The organism is Rhodococcus wratislaviensis (genome assembly GCF_900455735.1).
Taxonomy (GTDB): domain Bacteria; phylum Actinomycetota; class Actinomycetes; order Mycobacteriales; family Mycobacteriaceae; genus Rhodococcus_F; species Rhodococcus_F wratislaviensis.
This window is the reverse complement of record NZ_UAUI01000011.1, coordinates 419,541-439,502: the sequence shown is the minus strand read 5'-3', so window position 1 is coordinate 439,502 and position 19,962 is coordinate 419,541. Positions and strand designations below refer to the sequence as shown.

Annotated in this window: 18 protein-coding genes; 9 read left to right on the top strand and 9 right to left on the bottom strand. The window is 66.3% G+C overall.

The annotated features are described in order from the left end of the window. Positions 1-121 precede the first annotated feature (121 nt). A complete protein-coding gene (locus DTA22_RS15680) occupies positions 122-877 on the top strand; it encodes a sulfite exporter TauE/SafE family protein (RefSeq protein ID WP_037230348.1) in 756 nt (251 codons plus the stop codon). A gap of 167 nt (positions 878-1,044) precedes the next feature. On the opposite strand, the gene DTA22_RS15675 is transcribed toward DTA22_RS15680, so the two are convergent. From DTA22_RS15675 to DTA22_RS15655, 5 genes are all read right to left on the bottom strand, one after another. After that, a complete protein-coding gene (locus tag DTA22_RS15675; RefSeq protein WP_112300024.1) occupies positions 1,045-2,412 on the bottom strand; it encodes an MFS transporter in 1,368 nt (455 codons plus the stop codon). Further along, positions 2,409-3,680, bottom strand: a complete 1,272-nt coding sequence (locus DTA22_RS15670) for a hydroxyacid-oxoacid transhydrogenase (RefSeq protein ID WP_112300023.1) — start codon at positions 3,678-3,680, stop codon at positions 2,409-2,411. The genes DTA22_RS15675 and DTA22_RS15670 overlap by 4 nt, the downstream gene beginning before the upstream one ends. Before the next feature lie 192 nt (positions 3,681-3,872). Then, positions 3,873-4,655, bottom strand: a complete 783-nt coding sequence (locus DTA22_RS15665) for an IclR family transcriptional regulator (RefSeq protein ID WP_112300022.1) — start codon at positions 4,653-4,655, stop codon at positions 3,873-3,875. Between the two features lie 49 nt (positions 4,656-4,704). Continuing rightward, positions 4,705-5,433, bottom strand: coding sequence for a GntR family transcriptional regulator (locus DTA22_RS15660; protein ID WP_112300021.1), 729 nt, complete (start codon positions 5,431-5,433; stop codon positions 4,705-4,707). 99 nt (positions 5,434-5,532) lie between these two features. Beyond that, positions 5,533-6,807 (bottom strand): PucR family transcriptional regulator, encoded by a 1,275-nt coding sequence (locus DTA22_RS15655; protein WP_245973418.1) that lies wholly within the window; start codon positions 6,805-6,807, stop codon positions 5,533-5,535. Between the two features lie 178 nt (positions 6,808-6,985). Here DTA22_RS15655 and DTA22_RS15650 point away from each other — a divergent pair, with 178 nt between their 5' ends. The 3 genes from DTA22_RS15650 to DTA22_RS15640 are packed head-to-tail and all read left to right on the top strand — an operon-like array spanning position 6,986 to position 10,340. Beyond that, positions 6,986-7,243, top strand: a complete 258-nt coding sequence (locus DTA22_RS15650; protein WP_037230343.1) for a DUF3311 domain-containing protein — start codon at positions 6,986-6,988, stop codon at positions 7,241-7,243. Further along, positions 7,240-8,736 carry a sodium:solute symporter family protein gene (locus tag DTA22_RS15645; RefSeq protein WP_037230342.1) on the top strand — a complete coding sequence of 499 codons (1,497 nt, stop codon included), beginning with the start codon at positions 7,240-7,242 and terminating at the stop codon, positions 8,734-8,736. The genes DTA22_RS15650 and DTA22_RS15645 overlap by 4 nt, the downstream gene beginning before the upstream one ends. After that, positions 8,736-10,340 (top strand): amidohydrolase, encoded by a 1,605-nt coding sequence (locus DTA22_RS15640; RefSeq protein ID WP_112300020.1) that lies wholly within the window; start codon positions 8,736-8,738, stop codon positions 10,338-10,340. Before DTA22_RS15645 ends, DTA22_RS15640 begins: the two co-directional genes overlap by 1 nt. 72 nt (positions 10,341-10,412) lie before the next feature. Here the strand turns inward: DTA22_RS15640 and pdxR are convergent, their stop codons facing one another. After that, on the bottom strand, positions 10,413-11,876 hold the full coding sequence (pdxR, locus tag DTA22_RS15635; protein ID WP_112300019.1) for a MocR-like pyridoxine biosynthesis transcription factor PdxR: 1,464 nt from the start codon (positions 11,874-11,876) through the stop codon (positions 10,413-10,415). A 103-nt stretch (positions 11,877-11,979) separates the two neighbouring features. Then, a complete protein-coding gene (gene ald / locus DTA22_RS15630) occupies positions 11,980-13,101 on the bottom strand; it encodes an alanine dehydrogenase (protein WP_112300018.1) in 1,122 nt (373 codons plus the stop codon). Positions 13,102-13,321: 220 nt separating this feature from the next. On the opposite strand from ald, the gene DTA22_RS15620 reads away from it, so the two are divergent. The 3 genes from DTA22_RS15620 to DTA22_RS15610 all read left to right on the top strand — a co-directional run bounded on the left by DTA22_RS15620 (position 13,322) and on the right by DTA22_RS15610 (position 16,591). Further along, positions 13,322-14,692, top strand: a complete 1,371-nt coding sequence (locus DTA22_RS15620; protein ID WP_174233809.1) for an aspartate aminotransferase family protein — start codon at positions 13,322-13,324, stop codon at positions 14,690-14,692. Between the two features lie 89 nt (positions 14,693-14,781). Beyond that, positions 14,782-15,810, top strand: a complete 1,029-nt coding sequence (locus tag DTA22_RS15615) for a phosphotransacetylase (RefSeq protein ID WP_112300016.1) — start codon at positions 14,782-14,784, stop codon at positions 15,808-15,810. A gap of 49 nt (positions 15,811-15,859) precedes the next feature. Continuing rightward, positions 15,860-16,591, top strand: coding sequence for a sulfite exporter TauE/SafE family protein (locus DTA22_RS15610; RefSeq protein WP_037230332.1), 732 nt, complete (start codon positions 15,860-15,862; stop codon positions 16,589-16,591). A gap of 7 nt (positions 16,592-16,598) precedes the next feature. On the opposite strand, the gene DTA22_RS15605 is transcribed toward DTA22_RS15610, so the two are convergent. After that, positions 16,599-17,504: a LysR family transcriptional regulator gene (locus DTA22_RS15605; RefSeq protein ID WP_037230330.1), complete on the bottom strand. Its 906-nt coding sequence runs from the start codon at positions 17,502-17,504 to the stop codon at positions 16,599-16,601. A 101-nt stretch (positions 17,505-17,605) separates the two neighbouring features. Here DTA22_RS15605 and DTA22_RS15600 point away from each other — a divergent pair, with 101 nt between their 5' ends. Continuing rightward, positions 17,606-18,661 carry a YeiH family protein gene (locus tag DTA22_RS15600; protein ID WP_112300369.1) on the top strand — a complete coding sequence of 352 codons (1,056 nt, stop codon included), beginning with the start codon at positions 17,606-17,608 and terminating at the stop codon, positions 18,659-18,661. A 135-nt stretch (positions 18,662-18,796) separates the two neighbouring features. Here DTA22_RS15600 and map read toward each other — a convergent pair whose 3' ends face one another. Further along, entirely contained in the window at positions 18,797-19,585 is a 789-nt protein-coding gene (map, locus tag DTA22_RS15595) for a type I methionyl aminopeptidase (RefSeq protein WP_037230328.1), read from the bottom strand. 96 nt (positions 19,586-19,681) lie between these two features. Here map and DTA22_RS15590 point away from each other — a divergent pair, with 96 nt between their 5' ends. After that, positions 19,682-19,948: a helix-turn-helix domain-containing protein gene (locus DTA22_RS15590; protein WP_005254325.1), complete on the top strand. Its 267-nt coding sequence runs from the start codon at positions 19,682-19,684 to the stop codon at positions 19,946-19,948. The last annotated feature ends 14 nt before the right edge of the window (positions 19,949-19,962 follow it).

The window sequence follows — 19,962 nt, the reverse complement described above, 5'->3', positions numbered from 1 at the left end:
GGGCCACGTCCCGTGCGTTCCTGGTACCGACGATTCGACGTCGTCTGGACCTGTCGCTTCGCCGCCGCGACCCCCACACTTCTGACGGAGACAACGGCGAACGAAAGCGGTGCAACAGGGTATGGCGGCAACGGTGTGGGATCTGTCGTTGCCTGCCCTCCTCTTCGCGCTCGGCGTCGTGGTGGCCGGCGGTGTCGTCCGCGGTTTCGGGGGGTTCGGTGGCGCGATGGTGTGGGTCGCGGGACTCGTCGTGCTGCTCCCGCCGACGTCGGTGATCCCCACCGTGTTCGTCCTCGAGGTCGTCGCGAGCGCCGCGATGCTGCCCCAGGTGTGGCGGCAGGTGCACTGGAAGTCGTTGCGCTGGTTGTTCGCCGGCACCCTGATCGGTATGCCGCTGGGGATGTGGGCGCTCACGCAGCTGTCCGGTGACCTGGTGCGCGTGCTGCTGGGTGTCGCGATCATCGGCTCCGCCGTCGCCATGGCCGCCGTCCCCGACCGGCAGTCGCTCCCCGGCCCCGGGGTGACCACCGTGACGGGAGTGGCGTCCGGTCTCCTCAACGGCGGCTTCGCCCTCGGTGGCCCGCCCGCCGTCCTGATGTACTTCTCCGCGTCCTCCCACGTCGCGGCCGGCCGCGCGTCGCTCGTCGTGTTCTTCCTCGTCATCGACGCGTTCGGCGCCGCGGGGTCGGCCGCCGGTGGTCTGCTCACCGTGCCCGTCCTCGCGCAGATCGCCCTGTTCGTGCCGCTCTGCATGTTCGGCGCCGCCGCGGGGAAATGGCTGTTCGACCGCACCACCGCCCAGCAGGTCCGGCAACGGGTGCTGTGGCTACTCGGCTTCCTCGGCGCCGCCGTCCTCGTGCAGGTGGCGTTGCGCTGACTGACGGCGAAACCTTTTGCGCAGGACTCCAATCACGGGGCAAGTTGGTCGTGTACAGAACGTGACGGAGCGCGCGAGGTTGAGCACAAGCAACGGGTGTGCAGTTGGTCGCAGCGCTGTGGCCCCGCTCTCGGTCAAACCCGAGCCGGGGCCACGGCAGCTGATCGTCAGGTCGAGGCTATCCGTGACATTGGGGCATCGTCAGGGTGTGACTGCTCGTCCCTGCTCTCTGTGTAAATGTCCCGACGGCGGATTGCGAGCGTACATACGGCGCTGACAGCCCCCACTGCCACGGTGTATCCCATTATCAGCGAAAGTCCACCGGTTGCCGAACTGAGGAGGGACGCGAGAACGAGCGGTGTCAGCCCGGATGCCACGATTCCCGAAAGCTGGTAGACGACGGAGATACCGCTGTAGCGGACTCGGGTGGGAAACAGTTCCGCGAATAACGACGACTCGGGAGCGTAGACGATCGGATAAAGGACGCCGAGGACCAACACGATCGTGACGACGATGACCGCTGTATTTCCGGTACCGATTAGCACGAAGGCGGGATAAGCCGCAGCCGTGAGAATCGCGATTCCCGCAGCAAACACCTGTCTGCGGTCGAAACGGTCTGCAACTCTTCCGAAGATCGGGATGAAGACGACCATGGTCGCCGCCGCGGCCATGACCGCCAGCAGTAGGGTTTGACGGCTGAGGTGCAGCGTGCCGGTGCCATACGCAATGACAAATACCGCCCACGTATTGAATGCCACGCCCTCGGCCCATCGACTGCCCATTCCAAGCAACATGTTTCGTCGTGACTGTGCGCTCTTGATCAGTTCCAGAGCAGGCACAGTAGCCTTCTCCTCTACCGTCTCTAGCTTGCGGAAGGCAGGTGTCTCCATGACTTTGAGGCGGATGAAGAGGCCCACCGCCACCAGGATCGCGCTCAGCATGAAGGCAATTCGCCAACCCCAGGCGAGGAATGCTGCCTCGGACAATGTTGAGTTGAGCGCTGCGAATACGCCCGTACCCAGCATCAGGCCGATCGCGAGGCCGATTTGCGGCAAGCTTCCGTAGAAGCCGCGCTTGCCGCGGGGGGCGTACTCGACTGCCATCAAGACCGCCCCGCCCCATTCACCGCCGATTGCGATACCTTGCGCGAGCCGAAGTACCACCAGCAGAATCGGTGCTGCGATACCGATCGTGGCGTAACTGGGAACCAGCCCGATCAGACAGGTCGCTACACCCATGATCATCATGGTGGCTACCAGGGTCTTCTTCCGGCCAACACGGTCGCCGATGTGCCCGAAGACAAGACCGCCGAACGGCCGGGCCATGAATCCGATCGCAAACGTGGCAAACGCGAGCAGCGTGCCGACGATCGGATCCGAGCCCGGGAAGAAGAGCTTGTCGAATACCAGCCCGGCGGCGATGCCATAAAGGAAGAAGTCGTACCACTCGACTGTTGTTCCGACGATACTCGAGGCCACGACGGTTCGTATCTCGGATTTCGAGGGTTCCTGCTCGGTGTCTCGGGAAGTGCTCACAACGACTCCCGGAATATGTTTGTAAGGGCATCCCTGGTTACCGGACGGGGCACCACAGCCAGTTGACGTGTTTGCTTCATCGTTCCATCGACCAGTGTGTCAAGGTGCTCTTCGCAGTAGCCGAAACTCCGCAACCCGGAGGGCATTTCGATGTCCGACATCAACTCGCTCAGTACATGCGCGAGCGCGTCGGCTCCGTCGGTCGGAGTGAAGGTCTGGCCGGAGAGAAGTTCGGCTGCGCGCAGGTGTCGACTGGGATCGCTCGGGTAGGTCCATCGGAAAACCGCAGCGGCAGTCGCGGATACGGCCTGACCGTGCGGCACCATGGGCATTGAAGGGTAGCCCTCGGCCTGATAGTTTTCGACCGCTCCGGCGACCGGGTATGCATTGGCATGCGGTAGATGGGTGCCCGCGTTCCCGAACCCTGTTCCGGCGGAGGTAGACGCAAGCGCCATCTGGTACCTGGCTTCGAGGTCTCGTCCATTCATGACGGCGCGCCGCAGGTACTTCCCTACCAAGGAGAGGGCCTGCTCGCACCAGACGTCACTGATCGGGTTGGAACCACAGAAGGCCGGGCGCTTCATCGGGTCTTCCGGTGCGGGCTTGGCATCGAACCGGACGCTGGTGTAGCTCTCGAGTGCGTGAGACAGCACGTCCATCCCGCTCGCCGCCGTGACCTGCGAGGGGAGAGAGACAGTGGTCAGGGGATCTACAACGGCGAGCGTCGGTCGCAACTTGGCATGACTGACTCCGGCTTTCAAGTGCAGGCCGAGGAAATCGATAACGCAGATCGTCGTCGATTCCGATCCGGTGCCGGCGGTGGTCGGCACGGCGATCAGGGGCTTCAGCGGGAGCCACGGCGCCTTGCCTCCGCCGATCGGTGGGGTCACGAAGTCGAGTAATTCTCCCGGGTGTGTGGTGAGGAGGTTTACTGCCTTGGCCGTGTCGATGGCGGAACCCCCTCCGACTGCGACGAAGCAGTCCCACCCACGTTCCGAGGCGTAAGAGACGGCTTCGTCGATGCTCTGATCCGTCGGCTCGACAGCGACGCCATCGAATACGTCCGACTTGATGCCCACCGCGACCAACTGTTCACGGATCCGGTCGGGTATCCCGGTGTTTCGAACACCCGGATCGGTGATTACCAAGCACGATTCCAAGGCCTGAGCCGATAGCTCCGCACCGAGCTCGTCCAATGCTCCGATGCCGAACTTCAGTGGCGGTGCTGCCCAGGTGAAGACGCTCTCATTCTCGCTCGATCGATACATCGTTGAGACTCCTTCGCTGTCACCATGTAGGGACAATCCCCACAATATGAAGCGACGATAGGCCAGGATTGCCAATATGTGAAGCGCCTCACACGAACAAATTGACGGATCCAGAGCCGGACGGACTGGGACGTCACTGAACTGCGGCGAGTAAAAGCCCTATGCGAGACCTGTCCGCGGAACGGCGTCGGATCAGTGAGACATCGCCCGGTTGACCGGGATGAACTGTGACACTTCCTTCGCTGCCTGAAGAATGCGTTCCCCGAGCGTACGGACCCTGGACTTCGGCATACGAACAGTGGGTACCTGGATCACAAGTGCAGCGTGCGCGGTTCCGTTTGCGTCCAGGATCGGCGCGCCCACGCATCGCACACCCTCTACGTTCTCCTGCTCGTCGACGCTGTACCCCCGTGCCCGGATCTCTCTCAGTTGCTCGGAGAGCTCGCGGGGTGTGCTCAGGGTGTACGGCGTGACCTTGGCGAGCTTGACCGGAAGCGTCTTGACGTACGTCTCGGCACTCGGAGAGAACGCGAGGATGGCCTTGCCCGAAGCGGTCGTGTACAGGGGGAACCGGGCGCCTGTGTGCTGTTCGAATCGCAACGGAAGCGTCGACTGCACCCGCATCATCACAACCGACTCCGACCCCTCACGGATGGAGAGGTTCACCGATTCCTGGGTCTCGGAATGAAGCTGCTCCAGGATGGGCAGGGCCTTGTCCATGCCGAATCCGCGCTGCGCGGCCTGCCCAAGAAGCACCATTCCGCTTCCGAGATAGTAGCTGTCGGATATCGGGTTCCGCGCTACAAGGCCCTCTGCGATCAGCGCTCGGATCAGCCTGTTAGCCGTGCCGGACGACAATTGGAGTTCTGTGGCGATTGCGCTGCCGTTCAGCTCGTCAGGTGAAGCTGCGAGCAATTTGAGCACGGCCAGCGCCCGGCCGACAGACTGTGTGCCCGCAGGCAGCTCTTCGCTCACCGCGCGCCCCCTTCTCGCCTTGCCTGTCGGTGAGCCGATGTTACCGGGCTCAGTCGATAACGGAGGCCCAGATCTCGTTGCAGTCCTGGTTGGAGCCCTGGTCGGCAGCTGCCTGCTCCACCAGGAGCCTTCCCGTATGAAGGATGTGCTGCCGCATTGCCCTCTCGGCCGTCGACGAATCCGCCTCCATGATCGCATCGACAATCGGGCGGTGCTCGGAACTGATGTCCGCAAGAGTTCGCGAGCGGTCGGCCGTCGCTGCCCCCAGCAACCTCGTTGTTTCCCGCAGGGTGCTGATGATGGTTCGCGCGCGCGAGTTGCCGGCGGCCGCGAGGATCAGATCGTGGAGTCGCTCGTCCTGTTTCGAGAACGATTCCTCGTTTCCGGCCGCCGCACTGCGATCCATATCGTCCAGCTGTCGCTGGAGTTGCTCGATCAGGGCAGGAGAAGACTCCCGCGCGACTCGGCGCACAGCAGGTAGTTCCAGTGCGAGCCGGACCGCGAAGATTTCTGCGATCTCATGAGGCTGGGGAAGGATTATCCGGAATCCGCGGTTGCGTTCGAATCGCAGCAATCCGGAATCAGCGAGGCGAAGCAAGCCCTCGCGGACCGGACTCCGGGACACGCCGAACTCCTCGGCGACCTGATACACCGAGTACAGAACGCCTGGAACCATCTGTCCGCTATGCACGGCGTCGAGCACCCCGGTGATCACTTTCTCGGTGAGTGATTCGGCCGTTCGAGGTAGCGGCTGGAGTGTGAGTGGAGAGTCGGCCACTTCGTCACTCTAGTCGGTCGTGGTTGAGTAACGTGTAGCATGTTACCTGAGTAACATGCTACACGCCTCCAGGTTCGCCTCGTCGATCCAAAGACGTAGTCAGCTATCCGACAGCCGGCGCGGCTCACTCCTCGGGTGCGACGCACCTGTCGGCGAAACAGATGGAGTTGACGTGTCGAGCTGGGAAGGCTGCTGCTCATCTTCCTGCCGGAAGGCTGCGCCGCCCGAATCCCGCTGGAACAGATTCAGACTCGACACCGACCGCTGCAGGCCGTCGAGAGTCCGGGGATCCCAGCCGGTCAGCTGCTGCCAGCGGTCGAGCCGGTAGGTGATCGAGTTCGCATGCAGGTGGATGTCCCGCCCGGCCGCGCTGATGGAGAACCCGTTGCGGGCGAACGCCAATACCGCCTCGACGAGGTGCGGATGGTCCGCGGCGACGGCGACACCCGGCTCCAGCAGCGTGGCGAGCTCGTCGCGATGGTCTGCCAGGGTGGCGGCAACCCATTTGTCGGCGAAACGGACCACCTCACCGGTAGGCGAGGCCAGCTGCAGGACCCGTCGCGCGTCCGTGATGCTCATCGCCGCGCCGGCCAGGCCGGGGCGGCCCAATCCGACTCCGACCGTGGTCCCCGGGTGGCCGAGCCGTACCTCGCGGATGATGTCGTCGACCGGTGCGCGCTGGCTCAGGGCGATGATGACGGTGCCGTGCCCGCTGCATTGAGTGGTGCCCGGGATCGTGTCCAGGGTGCGTTGCAGGCGTTCGAGCTGCGCTTCCGACCACTCCTCCGCGGCGACGCACACCGCTTGGAACTCGTGCTGCGCGGTGAAACCCAGTGCCTCTGCCAGCTCGCGCACATCACGGTGGTCGCCGTCGACCGACCTCGCGAGGGACTCGAAGAACCGGTAACGCACCCCCGCGCGGATGGCCTGTTCGCTTCGGGTCGCGTCGGTGTGTCCGACAGCGACCGCGCTGGTCGCGGTGTGGACGAGGTCCCACATCATGCCGCCTGCGCGCAGCAGGTCGGTCGTCGGCTCGGCGGCTGTGGCCACCATCGTGTTCCACAATTCGCGGGACGCGATGTGGTACGTCTCGATGACGTCGGACAGCGGCAACCCCTGCATGGCCCGGCGCCTGCCGAGCTGACGCGAACGCTCGAGGACGTCGTCGGCGAGAGGTTCGCTCTCCGCGAGGGCGCGCAACGTCGCCGCGAGCTGGCGACTGATGTATCCGCGCTGCTCGTCGATCGGAACGGCGGCGTACGACTGCAGCTCGGCGCGGATCTGACCCACCGCCCGGTCGGTTACCGACTCGATCTCCTCCGAGACCTGCCGGCACAACCGCTGGATCGTGTCTTCACCCACGGCCTCGGGCACCCTCTCCCTCGCATTCCACACTCCCGTGAAATTCACGAACCGCCTCGGCGTTTTCCGGGATTCGCCCATGGCCCGAGGGGAGTGATTCAGACCACACTAGTGCCAGAGTGCACGTCGACCGGCACCGGACCAACCCGCGACGCCGGTGGACGCAGTCGGAATAGGAGACAAAACAATCATGTCCAACGAGGCAAAAAGCGCCTTACTCGCGATAGGTGTCCCGTTCGCCGGCGTTCTGGGCGGCATCGTCGCGCTGTCCGGATCCACGGCCACGGTCTTCGGAGTCCCCATCCTGTTCGCGTGGTTGTTCCTGTGGATGCCGCTCACCTCGCTGTGCCTCCATCTTGCCTGGAAGCTATTCGACCGTAAGGACTTCGAAGCTGCCGAGCGCGCCGAGTCGGCCGCTGCGAGCGCTCGGATCGGAGAACAGTCATGACCGCGGCCTTCTTCACCCTGGTGCTCGTCCTCGCCCTCGGGGCAGGCGTGCTGTCGCGGCGCGGCAGCAAGAAGGAGATCTCCGATTACCTCGTGGGTGGCCGGTCGTTCGGTCCGCTGCTGGTGTTCATCCTGGGAGCGGGCGAGGCGTACAGCATCGGCACCCTGATCGGATTCCCCGGCGGCGTGTACGCGCACGGGGCGAGCTACGGCGTCTGGTTCATCGGGTACATCCTGCTGGCCTACCCGATCGGATACTTCTTCGCGCCCTACCTCTGGCGCGCGGGCAAGAGATACGGCGCCATGACGTTGCCCGATGTGGCCGGGCGCCACTTCCGGTCGCGTGGGCTGGAACTGACGATCGCCATCGCTTCGGTCGTATTCCTCATCCCGTGGGGCCAGCTTCAGCTCGCCGGACTGCAGATCGCGCTGACCGGTCTGGGCATCTCCATCGACCCCACCGTCGCGGTATTCGCAGGCGCAGCCCTCGCGCTGCTGTTCCTCATGTTGTCCGGGGTGCGCGCCCCCGCATTCGTGTCGTACGTCAAGGACACCGCCCTGTTGCTCGGCGCCGTCCTGATCGGACTGGCGGCAGTGATCGAGACCGGTGGTACCGAGAAGCTGTTCGCCGCGGCGGCGGCCAGTGGTGGCGGCGCGGCCTCACACTCCACGGTCACCGGCTCGTCACTGACGTTCGTCCTGACGACGATCGTGTTCCAATCGGTCGGATTCTTCATCTTCCCGATCATCGTGCAGGCCGTGCTCGCGGCGAAGTCCGAGGCGACGATCAAGCGGGTCGCCAAGTTCAATCCCCTGTACATGCTCATGTACCCGTTCCTCGTCGCCGCCGCCTTCGGGGCGATCACGCTGCTGCCCACCAAGCTCGAGGGCACGGAATCCGACCAGGTGCTCCTGCAGTTGTCGCGGCAACTGTTGCCCGACTGGCTGACCGGCGTCGTCGCAGGCGGCGCGGCCCTCTGCGCGATCGTGGTGCTGTGCGGCGCGGCCCTCGGAATCGGCGCGATCGTGTCGCGCAACATCATTCCCGGGATCCCGGAATCCCGCCAACGGGTCTGGGTGCGCGGAGTCGTCGTGGCGTACCTCGGGATCTCGCTCCTACTCACCCTCGCGACACCTCAGCTCCTGCTCACCCTGGTCAACACGGCGTACTACGGCGTCACCCAGGCCGCGGTGGTCTTCGCGACGATGGTCTTCGGATGGAAACTGCGTCCCGCTGCCCTCGCCATGGGTGTGGTGCTCGGCGACGTCGTGGTGCTGTGGCTGTATCTCGACAAGCACGGCCCCGTGTCCGTGTGGCTCGCCGAGCACGGTGTCAACCTCGGCGCGGCCGCCCTCGTCCTCAACATCCTGTTCGTGGTGTCGACGCGGGTGTTCTGGCCACCCACCGATCCCGTCCGTGGCCTTCGCTCCGACGGCCGAACGTCCGGCACCGCCGCGGGATCCGTGGCCGCACGCAGCGAAGTGGGTGCCTGATGTCCAGGACACTGCTCACCGCCGATTCGATCCACACCCAGGACCCGTCGTCGCCGACCGTCGAAGCGCTGGTCATCGACGGAGCCGACGTGGTCGCCACCGGCACCAGGAAGGACATGGCCGACTATGTCGGCATCGGGGCCCGCCGCCTCGACCTGCCCGGTGCCACGGTTATCCCGGGACTGATCGAATCGCACATCCACCCCACCTATGCCGGCCTCACCGACGGCTGGGCGGACTGCCGGACACCACCGTGCCGGTCGATCGCCGACATCCAGCGGGCGTTGCGTGCCGCGGCCACCGGCAGCGGATGGATCAGGGGGTGGGGTTACGACGACACCCAGATCGCCGAGGGACGGCATCCGACCCGGACGGATCTCGACGCCGTCAGCACCGAGCGGCCGGTCATCGTGCTGCACATCTGCGGGCACTTCGCCGTCGCCAACACCGCCGCACTCGCGGCGGCAGGCATCGACGAATCCACGGTGCCGGTGGACGACCCGCTGTTCCCTCGCGGCGCCGACGGTCGTCTGACCGGGATGGCGTGGGAAATCGATGCGGTGGCCAGGCTCACCGCGGCGGTTCCCGCGCTGACCGAGCAGGAGGTGAACGGCGCCCTGCTTCGCAGCCTGCTGTCGGCGCGGTCGCGGGGCATCACCACCATCCACGATCTCGGGGTGGGTCTCTCGGCGGGCGAGCAGGAGCTGACCGCCTACCGCTCGCTGGACGCCTCGGGTGAGCTACCGGTGCACGTCGTCGGGTTCCTGCGCGGTGACATGGCGCTCGAGGCCCTCGACGACCGGGGAGTCACGTTCGAGCACGCACCCGCGGCCGGCGCACGCTTCCGGCTGGCCGGCGCGAAGTTCTGGGCCGACGGGTCGATCCAGGGGCTGTCCGCCGCACTCCGCACGCCGTACGCGTGCGACCCCAGTCATCACGGCGACCTGCTCTACCCGCAGGCGCAGCTCGACGAGATGATCCTGCGGGTGCATCGTGCGGGCGGCCAGGTCGCCGTGCACGCCAACGGCGACGCGGCGGTCGGCGCCGCGATCACCTCGCTGAGGAGGGCGCAAGCCACCGACGGCCGGGTGGGACGGCACCGGATCGAACACTGCCAGGTGAGCGCACCGAGCGACCTCGCCGCCATCCGGGAAGCCGAACTCGGGGTGAGTTTCTTCGTCAACCACATCTTCTACTGGGGCGACCGCCACCGCGACCGGTTCCTCGGTGCCGAGCGCGCCGCCGAGATGGATCCCCTCGCCTGCGCCGACGAGCTGGGGCTGCGATTCGGACTGCATTCGGACTGCCCGATCACCCCGATGGATCCGCTCGCGACCATCAGAACCGCGGTCACCAGGATGACGAGGGGCGGCACCGTGCTCGGCGGGAACCAGCGGATCGGAGTGGATCGCGCGATCCGTGCCATGACCGTCGACAGCGCGTACCTGGTGCACGACGAGACCCGTGTCGGCACCTTGACGGCGGGCCGTCGTGCGGACCTGGTGGCGCTCGACGGCAGCCTCGGAGATCTCGCCGACGGCACCACCGAAATCCCCCGTCCCACCATGGTCATGATCGACGGAGAAGCGGCGAACATGCGGTAGCCCGAACGTAAGTGCTTCAGCTGAAACGGAACTGGAACCCGTCCCCGCCGATCAGGCGAGGGCGGGTTCCCGCTACCGGCGGAAACTCGCCTGGCACGCCTGGCCGAGGAGCGCGATGCCTTCTTCGATGGAACGCAGCGGGATCGCCCCGTAGCCGATGCGGAAGTGGTTGCGGGGCGGGACCGGCTGCGTGAAGAAGATGTCGCCCCGCTCGATGAGCACACCGCGGGCCTCCGCCTCGCGCACGAGCACTCGGCAGTCGAGGTTCTCCGGACCGGTCATCCACAAGCTGACGCCACCGGGCGGATACGGCTCCTGCGGCCACGGGAGGTACTTGTCGACGGCCGCACACAGCCGTTCCCATTTGTGTTTCATCTGGGTGCGGTGATGGCGCAGTGCGCGGTGATACTCCCCGCTGTCGATGAGCATGGCCAGGGCCCGTTGCTGGTGGCCCGGTGGATGACGGAGCACGTACCGCCGGGCCTTCCGCAGTTCGCGCACCAGGTCCGCAGGTCCGACTAGGTAGCCCAGACGCAGACCCGGGGCCAGGAACTTCGAGAACGTGCCGAGGTACACGGCGTCGCCGCTGGAATCGAGCGCCTTCAGCGCCGGGCTGGGGCTGCCGTGATAGCGGAACTCGCTGTCGTAGTCGTCCTCCACGATCACGGTGCCGGACTCCGCGGCCAGCTGCAGCAGACGCTGACGACGGTCGATGCCGAGCGTCGCGTTGGTCGGATGGTGATGGCTCGGTGTCAGATACATCAGGTCCGTGCCGCGCAGAGTCTCCGGCGGGCGCAGGCCGCGGTCGTCGACGTCGATGCCGTACACCTGGGCGCCGGTGCGCAGGAAGATGTGTCGCGCATCGAGATAGCCGGGGTTTTCGATGGCAACCCGATCTTCGGGTCCGAGCAGCACCCGGCCGACGAGGTCCAGCCCCTGCTGGGAACCGACCGTCACCAGAACCTCGTCCGCGCTCGCCTCGATGCCGCGCGAGGGCAGCAGATGCTGGCGGATCATGTCGATCAGCATCGGATCGTCCGCACCGACGCTGTCCTGGAGACTCGCGTAGGCGTGGGGTTGATACAGTGCGTCGCGGAGACAGCGCACCCACGCGCGGGCGGGGAAGCTGCGGATGTCGATCTGCCCGGCCAGGAACGGGTACGGATAGCAGTGCCAGTCGACGTTCTTCTCGATGTGCGGGACGTCGGCATCGGGGTAACGCCGGATGCGGGACGACCAGTCGATGCGCGGAATGGTCGCGCGGGCGTCCGATGCAAGCGTCTCGATCATGTCGGGATTCACGAACATGCCCGAGCGCTGGTGGCTTTGAACGAGTCCCTCGGCGATCAGTTCCTGATACGCCAGGTTGATCGTGTTCCGTGAGATCGCGAGATCGACCGCGAGTTCACGCGAACTCGGAAGGCGGTGGCGCGGATCGAACAGTCCGTTGGCGATGCCGTGTTCGATCGCCCGTCGAACCTGGCGGTAGAGCGGTTCGGCGGAGTTGCGGTCGACCTCGATCAGTGTTCTCGGCACGCATCGCCTCCTGTGGATCCAAGAGTGGCCAGATGTAGGCCGACCCGGCACGCCGAGAAGTTCTCGAACGAGCACTTCTCAGTATGCCGGGCCGGCGGCGAAATCAAACCAGGTTGAGCGCGTCGTCGACGCTGACCGACTCGATCCCGAGTGCGGCACCGACGGCATCGTTCGTCAGGCGCCCGGCGACGGTGCTGACTCCGGCGCGGAGTGCGGCATTGTCCCTGGCCGCGCGGGCGAGGCCCTTCTCGGCGATCTGCAGGGTGTACGGCAAGGTCACGTTGGTGAGTGCGTACGTCGATGTGTGGGGCACCGCTCCCGGCATGTTCGCCACGCAGTAGAACACCGAGTCGTGAACCTTGAACGTGGGCTCCGCGTGGGTGGTGGGACGCGAATCCTCGAAGCAACCACCCTGGTCGATCGCGATGTCGACGAGGACGCTGCCCGGCTTCATCCGCGAGACCAGCGAGTTCGAGATGATCTTCGGTGCCTTGGCGCCCGGGACGAGCACGGCACCGATCACGAGATCGGCCTGCATGACTTCCTGCTCGATCGAGTAGGCGTTCGCGGCGAGGGTGCGGATCCGGCCCTGGTACATCCGGTCGGCGGCGCGCAGCTTGTCGACGTTCTTGTCGAACAGGACGACGTCGGCCCAGGTGCCTGCGGCGACGGCGACGGCATTCATGCCCGATACGCCGGCACCGATCACGACGACGCGAGCCGGGGACACACCGGACACGCCGCCGATCAGTACGCCTCGGCCACCCTCCGGTCGCATGAGTGCCTGCGCACCGACGAGCGGTGCGAGCCGGCCGGCGACCTCACTCATCGGGAACAGCAGCGGCAGCGAACCGTCGGGAAGCTGAACGGTCTCGTACGCAACGGAATTGGTTCCGGCGGCGAGCAGTGCCCGGGTGCACTCTTCACCCGCAGCGAGGTGCAGGTAGGTGAACAACGTGAGGTCCGAACGCATCCGGTGGTATTCCTCGGCGATGGGCTCCTTGACCTTGAGCAGCAGTTCCGCGCTCTGCCACACCGCATCGGCGGAGTCGAGGATCTTCGCGCCGGCGGCACCGTAGGCGTCGTCGCCGATCGACGAGCCTTCCCCCGCACCGCGTTCCACGAACACGTCGTGCCCGTGGGCGACCATTTCGTGGACGCCGGCGGGAGTGGCCGCCACCCGGTACTCGTGGTTCTTGACTTCCTTGGGGATACCGATCCTCATGTGAGACCTCCGTTAGCTGGGGCTGTTCGCCGCTCCGACCACACGCCGTGGTGCCCGAGCGATACCGAAGTCTGGATCACTCTGGCATGGGACCAGAAGGACCAGTTGAGCGCCGTCTGCGGGGACCAGACTGGACCCATCGAATACCGCTCTTCTGGCCCTGACCTGCGGTCTGCCCCGTCGGTATGTTGTGCATCACAGCCATTCGACAACGAAGGAGATGGTCGTGGACGTCACCGAATTGCGAGCACGGGCCCGCCGGCACCTCGGACCTCATTTCACCCGTAAGGACACCTGGGAAAGCGACTTCCCGGTGTTCGTTCGTGGCGAGGGAAGCTATCTGATCGACACCGAGGGGGACCGTTTCCTCGACGGTCTGGCAGGCCTGTTCTGCGTGAACATCGGTCACGGCCGCGACGACATCGCCAAGGCGGCGAGCGAGCAGATCGGAACGCTGGCGTACGCGTCCAACTGGGGCAGCGCCCACATTCCCGCGATCGAGGCGTCCGCGCTCATCGCCGACCTGGCTCCCGGCGATCTCGGGACGACCTTCTTCGTCAACTCGGGATCCGAGGCCGTGGAGACGGCCGTCAAGTTCGCCCGGCAGTACCACCGCAGCCAGGGCAACCCGCAGCGCACCAAGATCATCAGCCGCGAGATGGCCTACCACGGAACCACTCTCGGTGCGCTCTCGGTAACGCAGCTGCCCAAGATCAAAGACCCGTTCGGTCCGCTGCTGCCCGGGGTCCGCTCCGTACCCAACACCCTCGGTTACCTCGGCGACTGCGGCCCGGCGAACGAGCTCGACTGCATCGCCGCGATCGAAGCCGTCATCGAGGAAGAGGGCGCCGAGACCATCGCCGCCGTGTTCGCCGAGCCGGTTCAGAACGGGCGCGGCGCCCTGGTCCCGCCGGACGGATACTGGCCCGCGCTGCGCGCGCTGTGCGACAAGCACGGGATCCTGCTGGTCTCCGACGAGGTGATCTGCTCGTTCGGCCGCCTCGGACACTGGTTCGGGCACGGGCTGACCGGTGTGGTTCCCGACATGATCACGTTCGCGAAGGGTTCCACCTCCGGATACGCCCCGCTCGGCGGCCTGATCGTGCGTGAGCAGCTGGTTCGCGAGCTCTACGACTCGCCCAAGGGCGGCGTGTTCACACACGGCGCGACGTGGGGCGGACACCCGGTGTCGACAGCGGTGGCGGTCGCGAACATCACCGCGATGCGCGACGAGAACGTGCTGGGCAACGTCACCGCGCGCGGCCCGAAGTTGAAGTCGGCACTCGACTCGCTGATGAGCGCGCACCGCTGCGTCAAGGACGTGCGCGGCACCGGATTCTTCTACGCGATCGAATTGATGGCCGACAGCGACAGCGGCCGCGAGTTCACCGAGCAGGAATCGCTGACGGTGTTGCGCAAGGTACTGCCGGAGGCGTTCGCCCGCACCAAGGTGATTCTCCGTGGCGACGACCGTGGTGCCACGATGCTGATGATCTCGCCGCCCCTCGTCGCCGACGACGAGGTGCTCTCGGAACTGCTCCACGGCATCGACAGCATGCTCACCGACATCGAAAAGGCAATCCAGCCGTAGGGAACGACACGTTCCCCGATTTCCAGCGGGTGGCGGTCGTCGAGATCGACGACCGCCACCCTTCTTCGTAGTGATGGGAGTGCGAGGCCATGGCCCCGGGCGTCACCGCTGTACCACCCACCGACGCTGCACGACTGAATGATTCGTCGCTGATCGAGCACTGGATCGCCACCCTGCGTGGGGAGAACCGCGTCGTCGGTCTCGCGGACGGAGAAGACGAACGCGCGATCCGTGCGGCCCACCATCTGCACCACAAATGTGTCGTGTCCCCGCGGCTGTTCGGGCGGCGGGACGTCATCAGGCGCATCGCCGCGGCCGCGGGTATCCCGCTGGCCGAGGAACTCGTCGTCGACGTCGCCGAGGCGGCTGCCGACCCCGCGATCCGTGACGCCGTCGAATCGGGATTCGCCAGGTACCCCGACCGGATCGAGTCGGCGCTGTCCGACCCGGTGTGCCTCGCCGCAGCGGCACTGCGCGCCGGAGTGGTCGACGCCTGCGTCGCGGGTGCGAGCAGGCCGACGTCCGACGTGCTGCGGGCCGGACTGCGCATCGTAGGTCTCGCGCCGGGTTCGAGCATCCTGTCGAGCTCGTTCCTGATGTTGCTGTCGGACGGCAGGCAGTTGACGTTCTCCGATTGCGCCGTCGTACCCGACCCCACGGTCGAGGAACTGGTCGACATCGCGCTGGCCGCCAGCGCCACCCACTTCCAGCTCACCGAGCAGACCCCGATCGCGGCGATGCTGTCGTTCAGCACCCAGGGCAGCGCCAGCCACCCCCGCGTGGAGAAGGTCCGCGAGGCCGCGGAACTGGTGCGCGTCCGGGACCCGCAATTGCACGTGGACGGTGACCTGCAATTCGATGCCGCGCTGGTCGCCGAGATCGGCGCGTCCAAGGCGCCCGGTTCGCGGGTCGCCGGCCGGGCCAACGTGTTGGTCTTTCCCAATCTCGATGCCGGCAACATCGGGTACAAAATTGCTCAGCGGCTCGGGGGTGCAATAGCCTTGGGTCCCATCCTGCAAGGCCTGGCCGCACCGTGGAACGACCTGTCCCGAGGGTGCACCGCCAGCGACATCGAACTGATGGCTCTAGTGAGCGCAGTCCAATCTTTGGCCACCTGAACATCAGACCTGCACGGGAACGTACCACCGGATCGGGAAGGGAGTCGCGATGACGATGCTCCTCATCGGTGCCCTGTGCATCGGCATCGCGTCCGTCATCGGCGGCGCCACCGGGTTCGGGACGGCATTGATCGCGACGCCGGTGATGCTGATGGTCGGCTTCGCCGTTCCCGAAGTGGTGTTCGTCAATCTGGTGGCGGGCCTGATCACGCGAATCGGCGCCGCGTATCAGTTGCGAGAACACATCACTTGGGGACGGGTGGCGCTGCTCGGCGGTGGCAGTCTGCCCGGCGCCTGGCTGGGCGCGGTCACCCTCGGTCTGCTGCCGGAGCAGTATCTGAAGCCGGCAGCGGGAGTTGTGGTGATGCTGTGCGGGCTTGCGATGGCGCTCCCCAACCGGGCGGAGGCCACGCGTGTGCCCTCCACGACCGCGCACGTCCTCACCGGTTCCGTGGGTGGCTACCTCGGAACGACGACGTCGCTCAACGGACCGCCACCGGTCCTGTTGCTGATGCGAGCGCGGTTGCCACCGATGGCTTTCATCGCCGATCTCGCAGGCTATTTCATCGTCGCGAATGTGATGGCGCTCGGTGTCCTGTGGTTCCACGACGAGATCACGGAATCGATGTTCTGGCCGCGCCTCCCGGTCTTCGTCGCCGCCGCGCTGATCGGCAACGTCACCGGGCTGGCGATCGCCCGCCGACTTCCGCCGGGGGTGTTTCGTTCCGCGGTCATCGTCCTGGTGATCGCCGCCGGTGCGGCGACCTGCATTCTCGGGTGACAGCCGCTCACGGCTCGGCACCGACCCGGCGGACCAGACGCACCAGTTCGCCTGCGGGACCGTCGAGCTGACGCGCGCCCCGCCACACGGCCCGCAGCACCCTGTCGAGCTCGAGACCGTCGACGTCGATCACCTTCAGCTCGCCGGCACCGACCTGCTCCGCCACCGCGAGGGTACTCATCACCGCGGGACCGACCCCGGCCAGCACGCTGGTGCGAATCGCGGCGGCGCTCCCGAGTTCGAGAAGCGGTGCCGCCCGGTCGTATTCCTGCAATGCCACGTCGAGCGTGGTCCGCGTGCCGGATCCCGGCTCGCGGACCAGGAGCGGTGTCAGCGCCAACTCGGCGACGGACAGCGCCTTCCGTCGCCGTGCCCACGGATGGGTGGGGTGAACGACGACGACCAACCGGTCATGCGCGACCGTGAGACTCTTCAACGGTCGCGGCACCGTCGGCGATTCGACGAACCCGACGTCGCAGATCCTGCTGTTGATCCGCTCGAACACCTGAGTCGAGTTGTGCACCTGCAGGTGAATGGTCACGTCGGAGTGCAAACGGCGAAACTGCCCCAGCCACCCCGGCATCAGGTGTTCCGCGACCGTCATGCTGGCACCCACCGTCAACTCGGCGGCGCGTTCCGCGCGCAGCCCCTCGGCCACGTCGAGAAGCCGGCGCGTATCGGAGAGCACCCGGCGCGCCCAGTGCGCGATCACGGTTCCCTGCGGTGTCAGTATCGAGCCCGTGGGGCTGCGCTGCAGCAGCGTCATGCCGAACTGGCGCTCGAGTTGCTTGATGGCGCGACTCGCGTTCGGCTGCGCCATTCCGGCGAGTCTGGCGGCAGCGCTGAGGCTTCCGTGGTCGTCGACGCCCACGAGCAACTCGAGAACGGGGAACTCGGGCCATCTGCGGGACATGCACTGAGTATATGACCCTGGCGCAAGACATATCACGATGATATATGTACATGCCGAGATGACGGCTACCGGAGACAGCCGCCGTGACGGACCGTGGATTCATGAGTAGTCAACTGAGCGAATCGAAGTCCGAGGAACAGCGCGTCGAGAGCACGGGAACGCTGCCGCGACTCCAGACCGCCACGGCCACTCTCCTGCCGGGTCTGGCGCTGTGCGCCGTCGCCACCGCCGTCGCCATGGGTGTCGGCCGGTTCCTGCCGACGGTGAGCCCGCTACTCATCGCCATCGTGCTGGGCGCCGTTCTGTCGAACGCCGTGCATCTGCCCGAACGCCTGCGCCCGGGACTGCAGTTCTCCGCCAAGAAGCTGTTGCGGGTGGGCATCGCCCTCCTCGGGCTCCAGTTGATGCTGAGTGACATCCTCGGACTGGGCTGGGGCGTCATCGTCGTGGTCGTCGCGATCGTGTGTCTCGGCATCGTGGGAACGATGTTCGCGGGCAAGCTGCTCGGCCTGAGCTGGACGCAGCGCCTGCTCATCGCCTGTGGATTCTCGATCTGCGGTGCGGCCGCCGTGGCGGCGGTGGACGGTGTCGTGGACGCCGACGAGGAAGAGGTGATCACCGCGGTCGCGCTCGTCGTCATCTTCGGCACGCTCATGATTCCCGCGATCCCGCTGCTGTCGCGGGCGCTGGGACTCTCCGACACCGACGCCGGCCTGTGGGCGGGCGGCTCCATCCACGAGGTTGCACAGGTGGTCGCCGCGGGCGGCGCGATCGGCGGTGCCGCCCTCGGCGTGGCCGCGGTGGTCAAACTCGCCCGCGTCCTCATGCTCGCCCCGGTCATGGCCGTCCTCAGCGTGCGCCAGCGCAGGCTCGCCGGCACCGACGCCGACGTGAAGCGGCCGCCGCTCGTCCCGCTCTTCGTCCTCGCGTTCCTCGCCTGTGTCGGCCTGCGGTCGTCCGGCCTGCTGCCGACGGGCCTGCTCGCCGAGGCCAAGATCGTGCAGACCGCCCTCCTCACCGCCGCGATGTTCGCCCTCGGCGCCGGCGTCCAGATCGCCACGATCAAGAAGGTCGGCGCACGACCCTTCGTCCTCGCAGGCATCTCCACCGTCTGGGTGGCATCGATCGCACTGGTCGGGGTCCTGCTCGCGGGGTGACACCGCTACCCACCCTCACCCCCTCACCTCCCCTCGCCCCCGTCGCCCCCGTCGCGACGAACGGGACGCTCGTTGCGTCAGATCGCACGAGCGTCCCGTTCGTTCGGCGGGGACCGTCGTCCGGGGGCCTGGCAATCACGGTGCAGATGCAGCGACCTGTTCCCGGCGCGTCAGCACGAGCGGCGCGCCGTCGGTGATCGCGATGGTGTGCTCGCTGTGCGAGGTGCGCGATCCATCGGCCGAGCGGATGGTCCACCCGTCGGGGTCGTAGACGATCTCGTCCGTGCCGGCGGCGAACCACGGTTCGAGGGCGAGGGTCAGCCCCGGGCGCAGTGTGAGTCCTCGGCCCGCACGTCCGGTGTTCGATACGTGCGGATCTTCGTGCATGGTCCGCCCGAGCCCGTGACCACCGAACTCGGTGTTGACCGGGTACCCGTACTCGGCGGCGACCGCGCCGATCGCCGCAGACACATCGCCCAGCCGGTTGCCGGGTAACGCGGCGGCGATTCCGGCTGTCAGGGCCTTTTCGGTGGCTGCGATGAGGCGCGCGTCCTCGGGTCGTGGATCGCCGACGATGATGCTGCGGGCACAATCGGCGACCCACCCGTCGATGGAGACTGCGATGTCCATGCTCAGCAGGTCCCCGTCCTGCAGCACGTAGTCGTGCGGCAGGCCGTGTAGTACCGCGTCGTTGACCGACAGGCAGATGACGTTGCGGAACGGTCCGCGCCCGAATGACGGCGCATAGTCCCAGTAGCACGACGTGGCGCCGCGCTGGGCGATCAACTGGCGGGCTCGGTCTTCGAGCTCGAGCAGATTCACGCCCGGTTCGGCGCGGTGTTCGAGATCGTCGAGCAACTCGGCGATGAATGTGCCGGTGACGTCCATCGCAGCGACCTCGCGGGGTGTTTTCAGTTCCAGCACCAACTACTCCTCTTCGTACGCACAAATTCGGTATTAAAATACCACTCTAGACCGCGGGCTGGGATTTTCATACCGCTCCAGGGTTAGACTGCTCGGATGGTGCGTCTCCCTCTGACCCCGGAACAGCTGGCCGCAGGCAAGCGCCTCGGTCATCAGCTGCGGCAGGCACGGGGTGATCGCACCCTCGCCGAGGTCGCGCAGGAGGCCGGGATCTCACCGGAGACTCTTCGAAAGATCGAGACCGGGCGGATGGCGACACCCGCGTTCACCACTGTCGCGGCCCTCGCCCGGGTGCTTCCCCTGTCGCTCGACGAGCTTGCCGACATCTGCCTTGCCCACACCGGTCTCCGGCAAACCGGGTAACAACTCTCAACCTC

What these genes read in the sequence shown, in the direction of transcription:
- DTA22_RS15680 (WP_037230348.1), top strand. Translation starts at nt 122, where the DNA reads ATGGCGGCAACGGTGTGGGATCTGTCGTTGCCTGCCCTCCTCTTCGCG.
- DTA22_RS15670 (WP_112300023.1), bottom strand. Translation starts at nt 3,680, where the DNA reads ATGTATCGATCGAGCGAGAATGAGAGCGTCTTCACCTGGGCAGCACCG.
- DTA22_RS15650 (WP_037230343.1), top strand. Translation starts at nt 6,986, where the DNA reads ATGTCCAACGAGGCAAAAAGCGCCTTACTCGCGATAGGTGTCCCGTTC.
- DTA22_RS15645 (WP_037230342.1), top strand. Translation starts at nt 7,240, where the DNA reads ATGACCGCGGCCTTCTTCACCCTGGTGCTCGTCCTCGCCCTCGGGGCA.
- DTA22_RS15640 (WP_112300020.1), top strand. Translation starts at nt 8,736, where the DNA reads ATGTCCAGGACACTGCTCACCGCCGATTCGATCCACACCCAGGACCCG.
- ald (WP_112300018.1), bottom strand. Translation starts at nt 13,101, where the DNA reads ATGAGGATCGGTATCCCCAAGGAAGTCAAGAACCACGAGTACCGGGTG.
- DTA22_RS15620 (WP_174233809.1), top strand. Translation starts at nt 13,322, where the DNA reads ATGGTCGTGGACGTCACCGAATTGCGAGCACGGGCCCGCCGGCACCTC.
- DTA22_RS15615 (WP_112300016.1), top strand. Translation starts at nt 14,782, where the DNA reads ATGGCCCCGGGCGTCACCGCTGTACCACCCACCGACGCTGCACGACTG.
- DTA22_RS15610 (WP_037230332.1), top strand. Translation starts at nt 15,860, where the DNA reads ATGACGATGCTCCTCATCGGTGCCCTGTGCATCGGCATCGCGTCCGTC.
- DTA22_RS15605 (WP_037230330.1), bottom strand. Translation starts at nt 17,504, where the DNA reads ATGTCCCGCAGATGGCCCGAGTTCCCCGTTCTCGAGTTGCTCGTGGGC.
- DTA22_RS15600 (WP_112300369.1), top strand. Translation starts at nt 17,606, where the DNA reads ATGAGTAGTCAACTGAGCGAATCGAAGTCCGAGGAACAGCGCGTCGAG.
- DTA22_RS15590 (WP_005254325.1), top strand. Translation starts at nt 19,682, where the DNA reads ATGGTGCGTCTCCCTCTGACCCCGGAACAGCTGGCCGCAGGCAAGCGC.